The 15,219-nt window shown below is 47.9% G+C and carries 13 protein-coding genes and 2 pseudogenes; 3 read left to right on the top strand and 12 right to left on the bottom strand.

The annotated features are described in order from the left end of the window. Positions 1-47: 47 nt before the first annotated feature. Positions 48-788 (top strand): hypothetical protein, encoded by a 741-nt coding sequence (locus tag BBP27_RS04650; RefSeq protein ID WP_265511165.1) that lies wholly within the window; start codon positions 48-50, stop codon positions 786-788. After that, on the top strand, positions 781-1,434 hold the full coding sequence (locus BBP27_RS04645; protein ID WP_265511164.1) for a hypothetical protein: 654 nt from the start codon (positions 781-783) through the stop codon (positions 1,432-1,434). Before BBP27_RS04650 ends, BBP27_RS04645 begins: the two co-directional genes overlap by 8 nt. 160 nt (positions 1,435-1,594) lie before the next feature. Here BBP27_RS04645 and BBP27_RS04640 read toward each other — a convergent pair. Next, a pseudogene (locus BBP27_RS04640) lies at positions 1,595-1,783 on the bottom strand (contact-dependent growth inhibition system immunity protein); the annotation flags it as partial. Between the two features lie 150 nt (positions 1,784-1,933). Between BBP27_RS04640 and BBP27_RS04635 the strand changes: the two are divergent. Beyond that, on the top strand, positions 1,934-2,275 hold the full coding sequence (locus BBP27_RS04635) for a hypothetical protein (protein WP_070631442.1): 342 nt from the start codon (positions 1,934-1,936) through the stop codon (positions 2,273-2,275). Positions 2,276-2,366: 91 nt separating this feature from the next. Here the strand turns inward: BBP27_RS04635 and BBP27_RS04630 are convergent, their stop codons facing one another. From BBP27_RS04630 to msbA, 11 genes and pseudogenes are all read right to left on the bottom strand, one after another. Further along, a complete protein-coding gene (locus BBP27_RS04630) occupies positions 2,367-2,669 on the bottom strand; it encodes an ArsR/SmtB family transcription factor (protein ID WP_070625688.1) in 303 nt (100 codons plus the stop codon). Positions 2,670-2,748: 79 nt separating this feature from the next. After that, entirely contained in the window at positions 2,749-3,270 is a 522-nt protein-coding gene (locus tag BBP27_RS04625; protein ID WP_188211594.1) for a rhodanese-like domain-containing protein, read from the bottom strand. A 12-nt stretch (positions 3,271-3,282) separates the two neighbouring features. Continuing rightward, complete coding sequence (locus BBP27_RS04620; RefSeq protein WP_003746314.1) at positions 3,283-3,477, bottom strand: YgaP family membrane protein; 195 nt, start codon at positions 3,475-3,477, stop codon at positions 3,283-3,285. Positions 3,478-3,931: 454 nt separating this feature from the next. Then, positions 3,932-6,028 carry a TonB-dependent receptor domain-containing protein gene (locus BBP27_RS04615; protein WP_188211593.1) on the bottom strand — a complete coding sequence of 699 codons (2,097 nt, stop codon included), beginning with the start codon at positions 6,026-6,028 and terminating at the stop codon, positions 3,932-3,934. Between the two features lie 309 nt (positions 6,029-6,337). Then, a complete protein-coding gene (gene cls, locus BBP27_RS04610) occupies positions 6,338-7,831 on the bottom strand; it encodes a cardiolipin synthase (protein ID WP_188211592.1) in 1,494 nt (497 codons plus the stop codon). A 142-nt stretch (positions 7,832-7,973) separates the two neighbouring features. Beyond that, positions 7,974-9,035: a uroporphyrinogen decarboxylase gene (gene hemE / locus BBP27_RS04605; protein WP_188211591.1), complete on the bottom strand. Its 1,062-nt coding sequence runs from the start codon at positions 9,033-9,035 to the stop codon at positions 7,974-7,976. 134 nt (positions 9,036-9,169) lie between these two features. Then, positions 9,170-10,393 carry a heme biosynthesis protein HemY gene (locus BBP27_RS04600; RefSeq protein WP_188211590.1) on the bottom strand — a complete coding sequence of 408 codons (1,224 nt, stop codon included), beginning with the start codon at positions 10,391-10,393 and terminating at the stop codon, positions 9,170-9,172. Beyond that, on the bottom strand, positions 10,390-11,661 hold the full coding sequence (locus BBP27_RS04595; RefSeq protein WP_223168909.1) for a uroporphyrinogen-III C-methyltransferase: 1,272 nt from the start codon (positions 11,659-11,661) through the stop codon (positions 10,390-10,392). Before BBP27_RS04595 ends, BBP27_RS04600 begins: the two co-directional genes overlap by 4 nt. Positions 11,662-11,817: 156 nt before the next feature. Next, positions 11,818-12,513, bottom strand: a pseudogene (locus BBP27_RS04590) (uroporphyrinogen-III synthase); the annotation flags it as partial. Between the two features lie 73 nt (positions 12,514-12,586). After that, a complete protein-coding gene (locus tag BBP27_RS04585; RefSeq protein ID WP_003746329.1) occupies positions 12,587-13,363 on the bottom strand; it encodes a ferredoxin--NADP reductase in 777 nt (258 codons plus the stop codon). A gap of 84 nt (positions 13,364-13,447) precedes the next feature. Beyond that, on the bottom strand, positions 13,448-15,214 hold the full coding sequence (gene msbA / locus BBP27_RS04580; RefSeq protein WP_188211588.1) for a lipid A export permease/ATP-binding protein MsbA: 1,767 nt from the start codon (positions 15,212-15,214) through the stop codon (positions 13,448-13,450). Positions 15,215-15,219 lie beyond the last annotated feature (5 nt).

Here is a 15,219-nt window from a genome sequence, read left to right as displayed (position 1 = left end):
TTTCAAAATAATTAGCATATAAAATATTAAATTAAAAAGGATACGCAATGCTTCATGCTGTTATACATGGTAAAAGCAGTCGCTGGTTAAAAGATGCTAAAAAGAAATTTTCTACTCAATCTGAAGGTAACCATCAACGCATACCACGAGAAGATGAAATTACATCTACTATTTTTGGAGTCATGAAATATCTTGATTCTAAAGCCATATACCGTTTTTTTCGTCTTTTATCTAGGCAAGATATTCCAAACAATATTCATATTACTCATGAAATTGTTTTTTGGAGCCGCAAACAACATAAATGGAAGGATAAATCAATAAAGATTACTGAGCCAGATTTGTTAGTATCTTTTTGTGTTGATGGAAAAAAGGAAAACTATATTGTTGAACTAAAATGGGGAATCAACTCTCATTTTATGGAAGATCAATTAGAGAGAGAGTGGGAGAATTTCCAAGAGGAGAAAACATGTTTAATTTATATAGCCAGTAGTATTCACCCTAATTTTTATGAAAAAAAGAAAAATTATCCTTGGTATGCAGTTACTTGGTTGCAGTTTTTAGAGATAGTGTTAGCAGAATGCAATAATACTGAATTAAAAAATTATCATATTTATATGAATGATCTAAAATTATTTTTAGAAAAGCTGAATATTAAACGATTTAATTTCTTTCCTTTACTTCGTATCCCAAGTTATTTAGTATGGGATAATAAAACATTTGAATTAGTAAATTTTACTAGGATCAATGTTCCTCAATTGAAAAACCAATGGAAGGTTAACAATGGATAATTATTTAGAACAAGGCAGGAACATTACAACTGCATTAAACGAATTGGATAAATTTTTTATAGAAATTAATGCACTAAAGTATCTACTAATCAATACGTTAGATAAATTTCTTGATAGTAGTACAAAATTTAAAGCTTCGAATCATAAAGAAAGTCATCATCTTTCAAATAGCGAGTATTTAGTACCTTGGTGTAATATAAGTATCGCCATATTTGATAAGAAAAGAAGAAAATTAACTGATGATCTAGCTTATAGGTTTATTAACTTCCAATTTTCATTTAGTGATGAAAGTGTTGCAATTCCTAATCAAATAGATAGGCCTTTAATTCATATTAGTTCATCAGGTATAAGGCATGATAGCGAATGGTTTATTAAATATCCAATAGAAGAAATTTTATATTTTGATGAAGAGCCTGGATCATTTTCATTAGAAAATAATGCGATTATTTGGTCAAACTATGACTATGGAGATAAATTTTGGCATTATAGTATCGACTTATTGAAAATAAATTCCCATAACTTCCAAGAACTCTTAATTAACCCCGTATACCGTCTTTTACATGAAGAACCATTGCAGATAGTACCAAACTCCGCCTTGGATAATGCTCTAATTAGATACGAAAACTTGGAAAGCATCATAAAATAATAATGTGAACCTAACTCATTAAAATTATTACCAACAATAAGCCGTAGCCCGCATGAAATCTGCAGGCAGGGTGTGTGCGGTACGCACGCGGGCTTTGAGTGTGATAAAAAAGATCATCTGAAAAAAGTTTCCGTCTTTCAGACGACCTTTTGTCAAATTATTATCGGCAGAGGCTCAATACCAACCTTAAGCCTGATCCGATTTCTTCAGGGCTGTTATCCAATGATAAAATTACATCGTCTGCATCAATGGCATCCTACGTTTCCAGTTTGACATGGCGGCTCGGGCTGATTTTCAGGCAGCCGTTGTGCAGCCAAATATCCCCGCTCATCATGTTTTTAAATAGTGCACTTCAAACCTACATACAGGGGAGTGTGCGGCACGCATACATGCTTTAAGTGTGAATACAGAAGCAGTATAAAAAGGCCGTCTGAAAATACTGAAACTGTCGGCGATTGAAAATTGAGTCTAAGGCTGCTAAATCGATCAGGGAGTTATTATGAAAATGAGGGTAATGATGCTGGGAGTAACAGGCTTGATATTATCCGGCTGCTTTTTTGCCAATGATGAAATCAAGTTGGACGATATTGGGAATTTCAAAATTACAGTCAATGAAGCTAAGGGTTATAGGCGGGTTCATTTGACAGGCTTATTAGGCAATAGTGCAATGGGTATTTCAGATATCAAAACAACTAGCCGCAACGATGAGCTGAATATTACTTTATTTCAAAAATTAGCAGGTTCGGAATACTCAGGAACATTAGATAAAGAAATTGCTCTTGAAAGCAATATCAAGAAGATTACTTATGGTTCTAAACACGAGATGATATGGCAAGACTAAAAATACAATAAAGGGCGTCTGAAAAAGATTCAGACGGCCTTTAAAATTATAAATAGGATAGATTTTTTGACTATCCTATTTCGATAACATTTTAAGATTTTTCTGCACAAAAAAAGGAATACAGCAACTGTATCATCTCGGTTACCCTCGGGTCGGCAATGTAATATTGCCGTTCCCGATGGTTCACCTCAAACGATACCAAACCGGCTTCACGTAGTAGGGCTAATTGGCTGGACATTGCCGCTTGCGGCAGTCCGGATGATTCAGCCAACTCAGTTACATTGTGCGGCCTTTCATGTAGTTTGCACAATACGGCGAGGCGGTTGGGATTGGCCAGCAGTTTGAGAAAAGCGCTGGCTTCTTCGTAGGGCGGTTGATTGTCGGCAGTGGTCATTTTTCACGCTTGTCGGCAAATGAGGAGGTCGAATTATCAGTCATAATGGCCTCAGCAGCAACTTTCAGACGGCCTTTGCTTAATGGTTCCATGGCATTTTGGCCAGTAGGCGTGCCATGCCGCAGAATCCGGTTAGTCCGGCCGTCAACAGGCCTGCGCCGACCATCACGTCTATCAGATAAAACCAAGGCGATACCAGCCAACCTGCCAGCACGCCCAACAGAATCAAACTGCCCGCTATGGTTTGCACCTGCCGCATAATATCCGGTGCGGTACGGTCGGCAACAATAGGAAGCCCTGCAGCTTTCCATGCCAGTAAGCCGCCTTCTAGAATATAACATTCGCGACCTTGGCCAAGCGCTGACAATATTATTTCTGCCCGTGTTGTACGTTTACCGCTCAGGCAATAAAAAATCAGGCATGGGGCTGTATCATCGGGCAGTCTGTCTCGCTGCTGTTCAGGCGGAAGGGATAATGCACCGCCAATATGCCCGCCCCGATATTCGGCTTGGCTTCGGATGTCCACTGCCAACGCGCCCTCACGGATTTTTGCCATTGCTTCGGAAGGCGTAATTCGCGGGAGTTGTCCGACCGTACTCATGTTTTGCCTTCGTTATTTTTTGTTGATGCGGCAGGTGTTGATGCCCAATAAGCTGTACAGCGCGCAGTTGCCAATCAGTGCTGTGCCCAGAGGGACGATACCCAGCCAACCCCACCAGCCAATTTGTCCGGTAGCGGCTGCAGCAATCAGCGCTACACCGATAACAATACGGATTACGCGATCCAAAGTACCCAAGTTTCGTTTCATTTTATTGCTCCTTGTTTCAGAATGAATTGTCTATAAATAAACATATATAACAAAAATCATATATGAGAAATATTATATTCCTAAAAATGACTTTGTCAAATGGTTTACAGCAAAAGTGTAATTAATATTTGCATTGTATTTTTTAAACACACAAATGGAATCAATCTCCAACGGCATGGTTAAATGTAAAAATACAGCCTTTATTTTTTCAGACGGCATTGGAGATGATCTTATTTATATTGGAAGAATAAGTAGTCAGTTTTCAGAAGGAATCAAATCATGACCGATTTGGAAAAGAAGCCCAATGGAGAAGATTTGAAGACTGGATAATCCGTTGTGTAACTAGCAAGGGAGAGGAGATACTTTATAATCAAATTGTCTACGAATTATAAAAGGCCGTCTGAAAATTGAATTTCAGACGGCCTTTGGTTTCTTTATAACGTCGTTCGTATCATCAGAAACGATAGTTCACACCCAAGGCAAACTCGCGGCCGCGTTCGTAGAAGGGCACGCGTCCGTTGCCGTCGGGGAAGCGTTGGCTGTGCGAACGGTATTGCTTGTTGCCGATGTTGTTGACGGCGAAGTTGACGTTCAGGTTGTCTTTTTTCAGCGGCTGCCAGTTGGCGTAGATGTCGTGTACGCCGTAACCGGCTTTCTTGCCGTGTATCGTGCCTTGTCCGCGGGCGACGTCGGTGTATTTCACGCTTTGGGCGTAGCGACCGCGCCAGCCGATTTCGAGTTTGGGATTTTCAAACTGGTAAGACAGTCCGGTCAGCCATTGGCGGCCGGTGTTCCAAAAGGTGAACGAGCTTTCATGGTCTTCTGCTTGAATCGGGCTTTCGCCGTAGTACATTTCGCCGTTCAGACGGGGTTTGACGTAGGATACGCCGGTACGCGCGGTCAGGCCGCCCCAGCGGTAGGATGCGTCAAGTTCGTAGCCGTAGGTTTTGAGCGTGCCGCCGTTGTAAATCTTGCCGCGTTCGGTGATGGAGGCGGTGTTGTTGTTGATTTTTGCCCAACGATAGACGATGAGGTCTTTGATGCGTTGGTGGAACACGCTGCCACTGACGTTGAAATTGTCGTTGCGCCATTTGAAGCCAATTTCAGCACGGCGGGCAGTTTCAGCTTTGAGGTTGCTGTCCAAATCGGCGGCGGCGCCTGCGCGTTCGTTAGCCAACAGGGCTTCGTTCAGGCGGGGCGCGCGGCTTGCCTGATTGAGGTTTGCCAAGAGCGAGAAGTTGTCGTTGATGTCCCAAATCGCGCCAATGCTGGGGTTGAGCTGGCCGTGGGACGCGTTTTGTCTGCTGGCGGCGTTGTATTTGAAATGGTCGTAACGCAGGCCGGTGGTCAGGGTAACGGGGTGCAAATTCCAAATGCCTTCCGCGTACACGCCGTATTCGGATTTCTTCTCTTTGTCGCGGTCATATAGGCCGAGAATCTTCAACCACGCGCCTTTGTCGGACGGCTCGGAGGTTTCGTGGCGGTAGTTGACGCCGTATTTCACCATGTGTCCGTCGCCGAAAGAGCTGGCGAGGTTCAGATTCGCGCCGGTCGCTTTGATTTTGCTCAACTCAAGCTGGCTGATGGGAACGCCGCCTTGCGCCGTGCCGGAGGCGTGGGCTTTCGGGGAAGGCGCGCCTTTAGGCGGCTTGGTGTCGTCGGTGTTGATTTGGAAGACGTTGGCGTCGATTTTGTCGAGGAAGCCGACATTGCGGCCGCGGTATTCCAGATTGTAGGATTGCTCTTTTTGATAAGTGCCGTCCACGCCGACGTAGCTGTCAACGTTTTGGAACTCGGCTTTGTCGGTGCGGTTGCCTTTTTGGTATTCCTGACGGTAGGTCAGGCGGATGCCGTGGTCGTCGTTGAAGTCGTAGCCGAGTTTGGCGAGGTAGCTGTGCTGTTTCAGACGGCTGCCGCGGTTGACATCGCCGTTGCCGTCTTTGTAGTCGCGGTTATTGAGGAAGTTGCCCGCAAACAGGGCATCGAAACCGTTTTGATAGCCGTAAACCGCCGCGTTGCCGGTTGAGCCTTTATTGCTGCTCAAGCCCGCGCCGAGTTTGAAACCGAAAGGTTTGCCGTCGGTCAGCAGGTCTTTCGTGTCAACCGTCGTTACGCGGATGGTACCGCCGACCGCGCCCAAGCCCGCGCTCGCCGCGCCTGTGCCTTTTTCGACGTTGATGCTTTTCACCAAAGCGGGGTCAAGCTGGAATCGGCTTTGGTGGTGGAAGATTTTGGTGGATTGGCTGGTGCCGTCCACTTCCAGATTAATCTTGTCTTCGCCGACGCCGCGGATGCTGTAAAACTGCGCCACGCCGTTGCCGCCGCCGACATCCATACCGATTTGGTCTTTCATGACTTGTTTCAAATCGGTCGAAGTTTCGCGGTCAAGCTGGTTGCGGGTTACGCGGGTCGGTACGGCAGTACCGGTAACCTTAATTTCATTCAGTTCGGCAGTTTCTGCGGGGTGCGTATTTTCGGCATGGGCGAAGCCTGTTGATAGTGCGAGTGTAATGAGACTAAGGCGGAATACAGGAAAAGAGGTTTTATTCATGATTTTTCCCAAGGAATGAAAAATTGACCGTTTATTCTAATTATTTTAATAATGATTATCAAACTACAAATAAATGTAAAATAATATATTGGTCTCATTTTGATTTGTAGTTTGAATATTTTTATAAATATCAATTGGTTTATTTATGGTTAAATTTTGTAAAACTATTTTGAGAGAAAATATGTTGAGGCTTATTTTTCTGAAACGAAAGAGAAGGGATGAGTTGAATATTTATCGATGATAAATATTGTGTATAAGTGTTTTAAAAGGCCGTCTGAAAAGTGTTTTTCAGACGGCCTCACTACTTTTTTACAGCAAAGGACTCATCAGGCGGACGGCATTTTCTACGAGGCCGCGGAGTTTGGAGCGTTGTTGCCATGATTTGATGGCAATGTAGCTGCTGTTTTTGAGGTAGTCACGTTGGAGGTTGCAGATTTGTTTGGTGGTGTCGCGATCGTAGATGGCGAGGCTGATTTCGAGGTTGAGGAAGAAGCTGCGCATGTCCATATTAACCGTACCGAAGAGGGAGTAGTCTTCGTCTATGGTCAAGGTTTTGGCATGCAGAAGGCCGCCTTCAAACATGGCGATTTTGACGCCGGCTTCCAGCAGCATAGGGTAGTAGGCGCGTGAGGCGTAACGTACCATCAGTGAATCGACTTTGGCGGGCAGTATCAGGGTTACTTTGACGCCGCGTTTGGCGGCGACGGTTAATGCCATCAGAAGCGGCTCGTCGGGGACGAAGTAGGGGGTGGTAATTGTGATTTGTTTGGTAGCGGCATAGATGGCGCTGATGATGGTTTCGTAGATGACGAAGCTGCTTTGCTCGGGGGCGGAGGGAATGATTTGGGCAACAATATTGCCTTGCTGCATTTTTTCGGGAAGGATTTGGGGCAGCAGGTTTTTTGCTTGGTTGAGGTATGTTTGTACGTTTTGGAGGTTTTTATCGGTTTCGACGGCAAGGTCGGCGAAAAAGACGGCTGACAGCTCCAGTACCATAGGCCCTGTGCAACGCATCATGGCATCTATCCATTCGCCGACGCCTGAGTTTTGTTTGAAGTAGCGCGGATCGACGAGGTTGAAGCTGCCGGTGTAACCGATTTTGCTGTCGGTAACGAGGATTTTACGGTGGTTGCGCAGGTCGGTGCGTGTGAATAATGTACGCCAGATGCCGACAGGCAAGGAGGTATGTACTTCTACGCCTGCTTGGCGCAGTATCTCTATCCAATCGCTTTCAAAAAAACTCCTGCTGCCGACGGCATCGGCCAGAATGGCGCAGTCAACGCCTCGATCTGCGGCGGCAAGAATTTCATTTAAAATTTCTTCGATGCGGCCTTTGGGCTCGATAATGTAAAAAGCCAGCAGGCAGGAATGGGTTGCAGCGCGTATGTCTGTAAGCATACTATCGATGATGGCATCGGTGGTCGAGAGCAGGCTCATGGCATTGCCTTTGGTTGCACCCAGCCCCGTTCCTTTTTCGGCAACTTTACTGATGCCGTGGTAACGTGATTTCACTTGGTCGGCAATATCGAGATAGATATCGGCAAGATGGGTGGCGGCAAAGTTGCGGTAGAAACGGTTCATTTCGCCGGTACGTTTGGCGCGGGCCGTACCGAGACGCGGCTCGCCGATGAGGATGTAGGCGATGGTTCCGAATACGGGGAAAAGGAAGAGGATAATCAGCCAGGCAAAGGTTGAGCCGATGTTTTTTTGTTTGTACAACACGCGCAGCATGCAGGCGAGTGCGGCGCAGGTATGGGCGAAGATAAAAATCTCGGTCCAGGTGATGTCTTTTAAGAAATTCATATTCGGTGGGGAGTGGTTGGGTTTTTCAATTTGAAGGTTGGGGCCGACAAGCTTCAAATATTAAGTATATAGAAAAACCGTCTGAAAACAAATTTACACGATAATTGTGTTTTTGTTTTCAGACGGCCTTTGCGTTATTTCATTAACGGTGATACTGACGGGACAGTTCGTGTACGGTATCGACTAAGATTTTGGCGTGTTCGGGGTCGGCGTGTTGGTTGATGCCGTGGCCGAGGTTGAATACATGGCCGCTGCCGTGTCCGTAGTCGGCAAGGATGCGCGCGACTTCGGTGCGGATAGATTCCGGTGTGCCGAAGAGGGCAAACGGGTCGAAGTTGCCTTGCAGGGCGACTTGTTCGCCGACGCGACGGCGGGCTTCGCCGATGTTGCAGGTCCAGTCCAAGCCTAATGCGTCTGCACCGATTTCTGCCATGCTTTCCAGCCATAAGCCGCCGCCTTTGGCAAACACGATAACAGGCACGCGGCGGCCTTCGTTTTCGCGTTTGAGTCCGGCTACGATTTGACGGATATATTTCAGGCTGAACTCTTTAAACGCCGCATCGCTCAGGACGCCACCCCAAGTGTCGAAAATTTGTACGGCTTGTGCGCCGGCATCGATTTGGGCATTGAGATAAGCGGTAACGGCTTGGGCATTGGTGTCGAGGATTTTATGCAGCAAATCAGGGCGCGAATACATCATGGTTTTGATGGTGCGGAATTCTTTGCTGCTGCCACCTTCGACCATGTAGCAGGCGAGTGTGAACGGGCTGCCGGAGAAGCCGATGAGTGGAACGCGGCCGTCCAGTGCTTTACGGATGGAAGTTACCGCGTCAAAGACGTATTGCAGTTTTTCCATATCGGGAACTTGCAGTTTTGCAATGTCGGCTTCGTGTTGCAAAGCGCGTTCAAATTTCGGGCCTTCGCCTTCGGCAAAATACAGACCCAAACCCATGGCGTCGGGGACGGTCAGAATGTCGGAAAACAGAATTGCCGCGTCCAGATCGAAGCGGTCTAAAGGCTGGATGGTGACTTCGGTCGCCAGCTCGGTGTTTTTGCACAAATCGAGAAAGCTGCCTGCGCGTGCGCGCGTAGCTTTGTATTCAGGCAGATAGCGTCCGGCTTGGCGCATCATCCAGATGGGCGTGTATTCGACAGGCTGTTTGAGCAGGGCGCGGAGGAAAGTATCGTTTTTCAGAGCAGTCATGATAAATAGGCTTTCTGATTTGGTATGTTGGAACAAAGTTCAGACGGCCTTAGTTGTTTATTCAGGCCGTCTGAAATGATTAAATAGAAGCTGGTATGAAAGATTTCATGAGTTGTTAATGTGAAGCCGGCACATCAATTTGGTTGAGGAAGGGCTGCCGGATGTTCTTCCTCGGCCACGCTTTCCAAAACCAGATTGCGTTGTTCTTGCGCTTTTTGCGGTTGGTCGGTTTCATCAAACACGCGCGCTAGGACCAAATGTGCGGATACGCTGGGTTGCAGGGCGATGCTGGCTTCGAGGTAGCCTTGGGCTTTGCCCCAAAGTTTGCGGCCGTAGGCCAGTTGCCCAAGATACATCAACAGCGGTGCATTGTCGGGTTGTTCCTGCAGCCAAGAATCTGCCAAGTCGATGGCTTTTTGTTGCTCGCGCTCGCTTAGGAAACGTACGGATTCGACAAATGCTTCCAAAAGCTCGGGCTGGCGGTTTTGCGGATAATGGGTTTTTACCCATTTGACCGCTTCGGCATACAAGCCCAAACGCTCGTATTTTTCGGCAATCGCGACACACAATTCGCCTGATTTCAAGCTTTCTGGAATGTGTTTCAAACAAGCTTTCAGACTGCCTGCATCGGTTACTTCGCTTAAGAGGCGGCGATATGCCCAATTTTGATACTGTTCGGCTTCGTAATCGTTGATGGCGCCGGCTTTGACCAGTTTTTCCGCTTTTGCCAAGACATCTGAAGCATCGCCATGATCAAAGGCATAACGCAATTGCAGGCGGACCAAGCGGCTTAAGTTGCTATTGATTTTTGCTGCGGCTTCAAGGTTTTGTGCGGCAGTCGGATAATCGCGGCGGCTCAGTGCAGATTCAGCCAGCAAAAGATGACGGGAAAGCTGTTGTTTTTGTGGCAGGTGTTCGATTTCGTGCAGATAGCGGTCGCGTAATTCAAAGTTTTCCATTTGGTCGGCTGCATGCGCGCCCAACATCAAAGCCAGGGTGCGGTTGTCGCCTGCTTCTTTGTTTTGCAAGACTTTGGCGGCTTCTTGTTCGGCTTTTTCAAAACGGCCTTCAAAATATGCCAAACCTGCGCTGTTCAACGAGGCAGAAGCCTGACGGCCTTTGCGGGCGATGCCGAAGCGTTGCATACGCGCTGGAATATTTAAGAGGCCGAACACAAATTTAATCAGGAAATACAAGACGAATACGCTCAACAGCAGGCCTAAAACAAAGGCATGCAGATTGATACGCAGCATGGTTTGCTCAACCACGACATACACGTTGCCGGTATAAATGCCGGAAGCCAAGGCTAAACCGACGGCGGCGGCAAACAGAATGACAATCCAAACGACGGTTTTCATGCTTGCTCTCCTTTAATTTTGGCAGCAGGCTTGGTTTGGTTTTGTGGTTTGGCAGCTTCGGCGGCCGGTTCTTTTTTGTTTTCAGACGGCAATGCAGGTGCTTCCAGAGATTGAGGGGCAGAAGCGGCAGCCGGTGCGGCAGTTGTGGCTTGCTCGGTAGTTGCAGCCGGAGCGGAAGCGGTTTGCTCGGCAGCTTGGGTTTGTGCAGTTTCTTCAGCTGTCATTTGTGTACGCGAACCTTCTTGATAAGCACGAACTGCGCTCAAGCTGGCTTTCAGGCTGTCGTCTAAAATCATGCGGACATCAAGGGCTTTGAGTTCGGCCAACTCTTTCAACCATGACTGCGTAGCAGGGGATTTGCTGTCGAAGTATTGTTTTACAGTTGCTTCAACGTTGTTCAAATCGCTTTGATACACTTCACCGTTGTGTTGCAACAGGGCAATGCGCGCATCCAAAAGGCGCAGGCGCAGATTTTCACGGATGAAGTAGGTTTGATCGGGTGAAATCAACATGGCGTCGTTGCTGTCCAGATGACGGACTTCAACCAATCCTTTGAGGGCATTGAGGGATTTCTCCCATGTGTTTTCCCACCAAGTTCCTGAATTGGCGGCTTCGACAGGCGCGGCACCTGGTTTCAATACGCCGTCCAAGACTAAAGGCAGTCCGGAAATACCAGTTTCCAAACGGTCGATACGCAAGGCAGTGGCGGAAATATCGACATAAGGACGGTTTTTCAGCGTGGCCAAATCATTGCTGATGGCTTGCTTGATGGGGATAAGCTCAGGCTGTTCAAAACGGCTTAAGCGGCTGTCAATGTGTTCCAATACGCTGACCGCGCCTTGAAGGTTGCCTGACAGCATCAATTGTTGCGAAGCAGTGTTCAACATGGATTCAGCTTCGTCAACCAGCCAGTTGATACGGCCTTTGAGCAGCTCTTGATAAGCTTTCTGCGTTTGCAGGATTTGATCGCTATTGTTTTTTTGACCGTTGTTCAAGCGGTCTAACTCGGCCTGAATAGCGGTTTGACGGTTGAGGTTGTCTTTTAAAAGGCTGGCATTTTCAGATTCGCCCAACGCGGCTTTGTCGATTTTTTGGTTGAATTCGAGCTCTTGGTTTTTTAAAACATTTTGACCCTGTACAAACAGGAATCCGCTCGCGCCCAAGCTAAGCAGTGCTAAGACGGTTGCACCTGCGGCCAAGGCTTTGCCGCCGGATTGTTTGATGATAACAGGGGCGTTGTTTTGTGGGAGATTGTTGGACTCGGGCATGCTCGCCTCCACTTGCTGAGGTTGGGTAGGTTTGATTGGTTCAGACGGCCTGGTGTTTTCAGAACGTTCAGGCGCCGGCGCTGCCGTATTGGCAACTTGTCGGGTATCTTTATTGTCTTCGACTTGGGTCACTGCTTGGCTCCTTTGTGGCATGGATGAAAGTGCTGCGGATAAAGAAGTGACGGTTTCTACGTGTTTAGCGCCGACGATGCGAAGTGCATCGGCAATGCGCGGATGATGGGTAAAGTATAGCAAGGATTCGAAGAATCGGGAAAATTGCGGCGGAATCTGATGGAAAAATTCGCGTGCAAGTTCGCCGGATGTAACGTAGGCGGCGGCGATGTCTTCGGTTTTAAAGTGCTGCCAATCGATGGCGTGTGGCCGTCTGAAATAGATTTCGGCGAAGTCGATTTGAAAACCCAGTGCGCTTAGTTTGTCTGCCAAATAATCGCGGCCGCCATGACCTCGAATAATGAGAACTCGGGAGTTGGGTGGCAGGTTTTTCCAAATAGGCATTCTCAAGACGGCTTCGCTGTCGTTGCCGTCTTCGGGGGAGAATACGGGATAGGGGGAGAATTGCGCCAAAGTATGTTGACTGGTTTGGCCGACGGTAATGTGTGCTTTGGGGCCGTCTGAAAAGTTCAGGTGCGGCGCTGCGGTTTCAATAGCGGTCGGGCTGACCCAAAACACGGCATCAGCTTGCTTGAATTGTTCGGGAAGTTTGTTTAGTGCCGAACGGTCTGCCTCTATTTCGATCGGACTCAATACTTGAGCCTGCCAACCGGCTGCATGGCAGGTTTGGATATCTTGTTGCGGACGGTTGGACGGACGGATGATGAGTAGAGTAGGCATAATGTGGGATAAATTATTAAGGTTTTAGGCCGTCTGAAAGAAGGGTTTCAGACGGCCTGTTGCCGGAGATACGTTATTGATCGACGAATGCGCGCTCAATCAGGTAGTCGCCGCGGACACCGGTTTTCGGAGAAACGGTCAGGCCGAATTCGTCCAAGACGTTGCAGGTGTCTTTCAACATGGCAGGGCTGCCGCACAACATGGCGCGGTCGTCTTGCGGATTGATTTTGGGCAGGCCGATGTCTTCGAAGAGTTTGCCGCTGCGCATTAAATCGGTCAGACGGCCGTGGTGTACATAGTCTTCGCGTGAAACAATCGGGTAGTAAATCAATTTTTCTTTAACCAAATCGCCCAAGTATTCGTGTTCGGGTAATTCTTTGGTGAAGCGGTCGTAGTATGCCAAGTCTTTTTTGTAGCGTACACCGTGAACCAAGATGATTTTTTCGAATTGCTCGTAAATTTCAGGGTCTTTGGTAATGCTCAAGAAAGGGGCGATGCCGGTACCGGTGCTCAAGAGGTAGAGGTGTTTGCCCGGATTCAGGTCGCCGGCAACCAGTGTGCCGGTCGGTTTTTTACTGATGAGGACATCGTCGCCGACTTTAAGGTGTTGCAGGCGGCTGGTCAATGGGCCGTCTTGTACTTTAATGCTGAAAAATTCCAGATGCTCTTCCCAGTTGGCGGAAGCCACGCTGTATGCGCGCATCAGCGGTTTGCCGTCAACCATCAGGCCGACCATGACGAACTGGCCGTTTTCAAAGCGTAAGGATTCGTCACGGGTGCAGGTGAAAGTGAAGTAAGCGTCGGTCCAGTGGTGTACGGACAAGACTTTCTGGGTATTGAATGCTGCCATTGATATTTCCTGTCGGATGGGGCCGTCTGAATAGGATAAGTCGGGGCGGCCGAGGTTAATAAAAAGAGTGGAATACGGCTTCAGCTACTTGCTCGCCGGTACGGCTGATTTTTCGCTGAGGCTGTGCAGGTCGGCATAGCGTCCGCCTGCGCTGATTAATTCTTGGTGTGTGCCTTGTTCGACGACATTGCCTTCATGCATGACAACGATGTTGTCGGCTTTTTCGATGGTAGAAAGTCGGTGGGCAATCACCAAAGTGGTACGGTTTTGCATCAGGTTTTCCAATGCGGTTTGTACCAAACGTTCGGATTCATTATCCAATGCGCTGGTGGCTTCGTCCAAAATTAAAATCGGCGCGTTTTTCAAAAGCGCACGCGCAATGGCGAGACGTTGACGTTGGCCGCCGGACAGTTTTAAACCGTTTTCGCCGACTTCAGTGTGCAGGCCTTGCGGCATTTTTTGGATAAATTCCCAAGCATTCGCGGCTTTTGCAGCATTGATAATTTCTTCCTCACTGAATTTGTCAGCTTGTGCATAGGCAATGTTTTCAGCAATCGTACCATTAAACAGGACAACGTTTTGGCCGACGAATGCCATGCGGCTGCGCAGGCTTTCGAGTGTATATTTATTGATGTTGACGCCGCCGATCAAAACTTCGCCTTCATTGGGATTAAGGAAGCGCGGCAACATATTGGCCAAGGTGGTTTTGCCGCAACCCGATGCTCCGACCAAGGCAGTCACTTTGCCTTGTGGGACAAGCAGGTTGATGTGGTTTAAGCTGTTGCGTTCGGCTTCGGGATAACGGTGTACAACATCGCAAAATTCGATATCGCCAGGGTTTGGGCTGAGGGTTTGTTTGCCTTCGTTGCTTTCTTCGGGTTGGTCCAAAAAGGTGAAGACGCTTTCTGCCGCCGCCAAACCGCGCTGCAGGGATTGCATCACGCCGGTCATACGTTTGATGGGGTCAAACATCATGATCATGCTGGACAAAAACGACATAAAATCGCCTGCGCTGAAGCCGGAAAGCCCTGCTTGGCGGGCTGCTGCGTAAATAATTGCGGCCAGAGCGACCGAAGCCATCAATTGCGTAATACCGGTACCGGCAGAGCTGGCGGAAACCTGTTTGAGTAGGTTGCGGCGAACATCATTGGCAATGCGGTCGAAACGGCGGTTTTCATAATCTTGACCGCCGTAGATTTTTACAACGCGTTCACCATTAATGCTTTCGCCCAAGACCTGCATCAGCTGGCCAAGATAAATTTGGTTGTTGGCAGACAGTTTGCGCAGGCGTTTGCTGACTGTTTGGATACATACAGCAACAACCGGCAAGATGATAAAAGTAATCAGGGTCAAACGCCAGTTCAGATAAGTCAGCAAGCCCAACAGGCCGACTACGCTCACGCCGTCTTTGGCAATCACGGTAATGACGTTAAACCCTGCATCGGTAATTTGATTGACGTCGTTCAAGATACGAGACATCAAACGGCCGCCGGTATTGCTGCTGAAATACGAAGTCGGCAGGTGCATCATTTTGTTGAACATTTCACCGCGCAAGCGCTGCACCAAGTGGCTGGACAGATACGTCGTGCAATATTCGTTGATGAAGTTAAACAGGCCGCGAACGAAAAACAGCGCCACAATTGCCAGCGGCAACCATGACATGCTTTTCATGTTTTTATCGACAAAACCTTCATTGATTAAAGGTTTGAGCAAGTAACCGAAAGCCGGCATCGTACCGGCGACAATCAGCATGGCCACTACGGAGACGATAAACATCTTCCAATAGCTTTTCAAATATCCAAGCAAGCGCTTGTATAGCTCCCAGTTGGATGTGGCTTGTGTTGTCTGCATATCAA

The organism is Neisseria sp. RH3002v2g, from assembly GCF_014596425.2.
Classification (GTDB): Bacteria; Pseudomonadota; Gammaproteobacteria; order Burkholderiales; family Neisseriaceae; genus Neisseria.
The sequence above is the reverse complement of the archived record's forward strand: the minus strand, read 5'-3'. Positions and strand labels throughout refer to the sequence as shown.

Excerpts from the sequence above, each read along its gene's own strand:
- BBP27_RS04650 (WP_265511165.1), top strand. The coding sequence starts at position 48 with ATGCTTCATGCTGTTATACATGGTAAAAGCAGTCGCTGGTTAAAAGAT.
- BBP27_RS04645 (WP_265511164.1), top strand. The coding sequence starts at position 781 with ATGGATAATTATTTAGAACAAGGCAGGAACATTACAACTGCATTAAAC.
- BBP27_RS04635 (WP_070631442.1), top strand. The coding sequence starts at position 1,934 with ATGAAAATGAGGGTAATGATGCTGGGAGTAACAGGCTTGATATTATCC.
- BBP27_RS04630 (WP_070625688.1), bottom strand. The coding sequence starts at position 2,669 with ATGACCACTGCCGACAATCAACCGCCCTACGAAGAAGCCAGCGCTTTT.
- BBP27_RS04625 (WP_188211594.1), bottom strand. The coding sequence starts at position 3,270 with ATGAGTACGGTCGGACAACTCCCGCGAATTACGCCTTCCGAAGCAATG.
- BBP27_RS04620 (WP_003746314.1), bottom strand. The coding sequence starts at position 3,477 with ATGAAACGAAACTTGGGTACTTTGGATCGCGTAATCCGTATTGTTATC.
- BBP27_RS04615 (WP_188211593.1), bottom strand. The coding sequence starts at position 6,028 with ATGAATAAAACCTCTTTTCCTGTATTCCGCCTTAGTCTCATTACACTC.
- cls (WP_188211592.1), bottom strand. The coding sequence starts at position 7,831 with ATGAATTTCTTAAAAGACATCACCTGGACCGAGATTTTTATCTTCGCC.
- hemE (WP_188211591.1), bottom strand. The coding sequence starts at position 9,035 with ATGACTGCTCTGAAAAACGATACTTTCCTCCGCGCCCTGCTCAAACAG.
- BBP27_RS04600 (WP_188211590.1), bottom strand. The coding sequence starts at position 10,393 with ATGAAAACCGTCGTTTGGATTGTCATTCTGTTTGCCGCCGCCGTCGGT.
- BBP27_RS04595 (WP_223168909.1), bottom strand. The coding sequence starts at position 11,661 with ATGCCCGAGTCCAACAATCTCCCACAAAACAACGCCCCTGTTATCATC.
- BBP27_RS04585 (WP_003746329.1), bottom strand. The coding sequence starts at position 13,363 with ATGGCAGCATTCAATACCCAGAAAGTCTTGTCCGTACACCACTGGACC.
- msbA (WP_188211588.1), bottom strand. The coding sequence starts at position 15,214 with ATGCAGACAACACAAGCCACATCCAACTGGGAGCTATACAAGCGCTTG.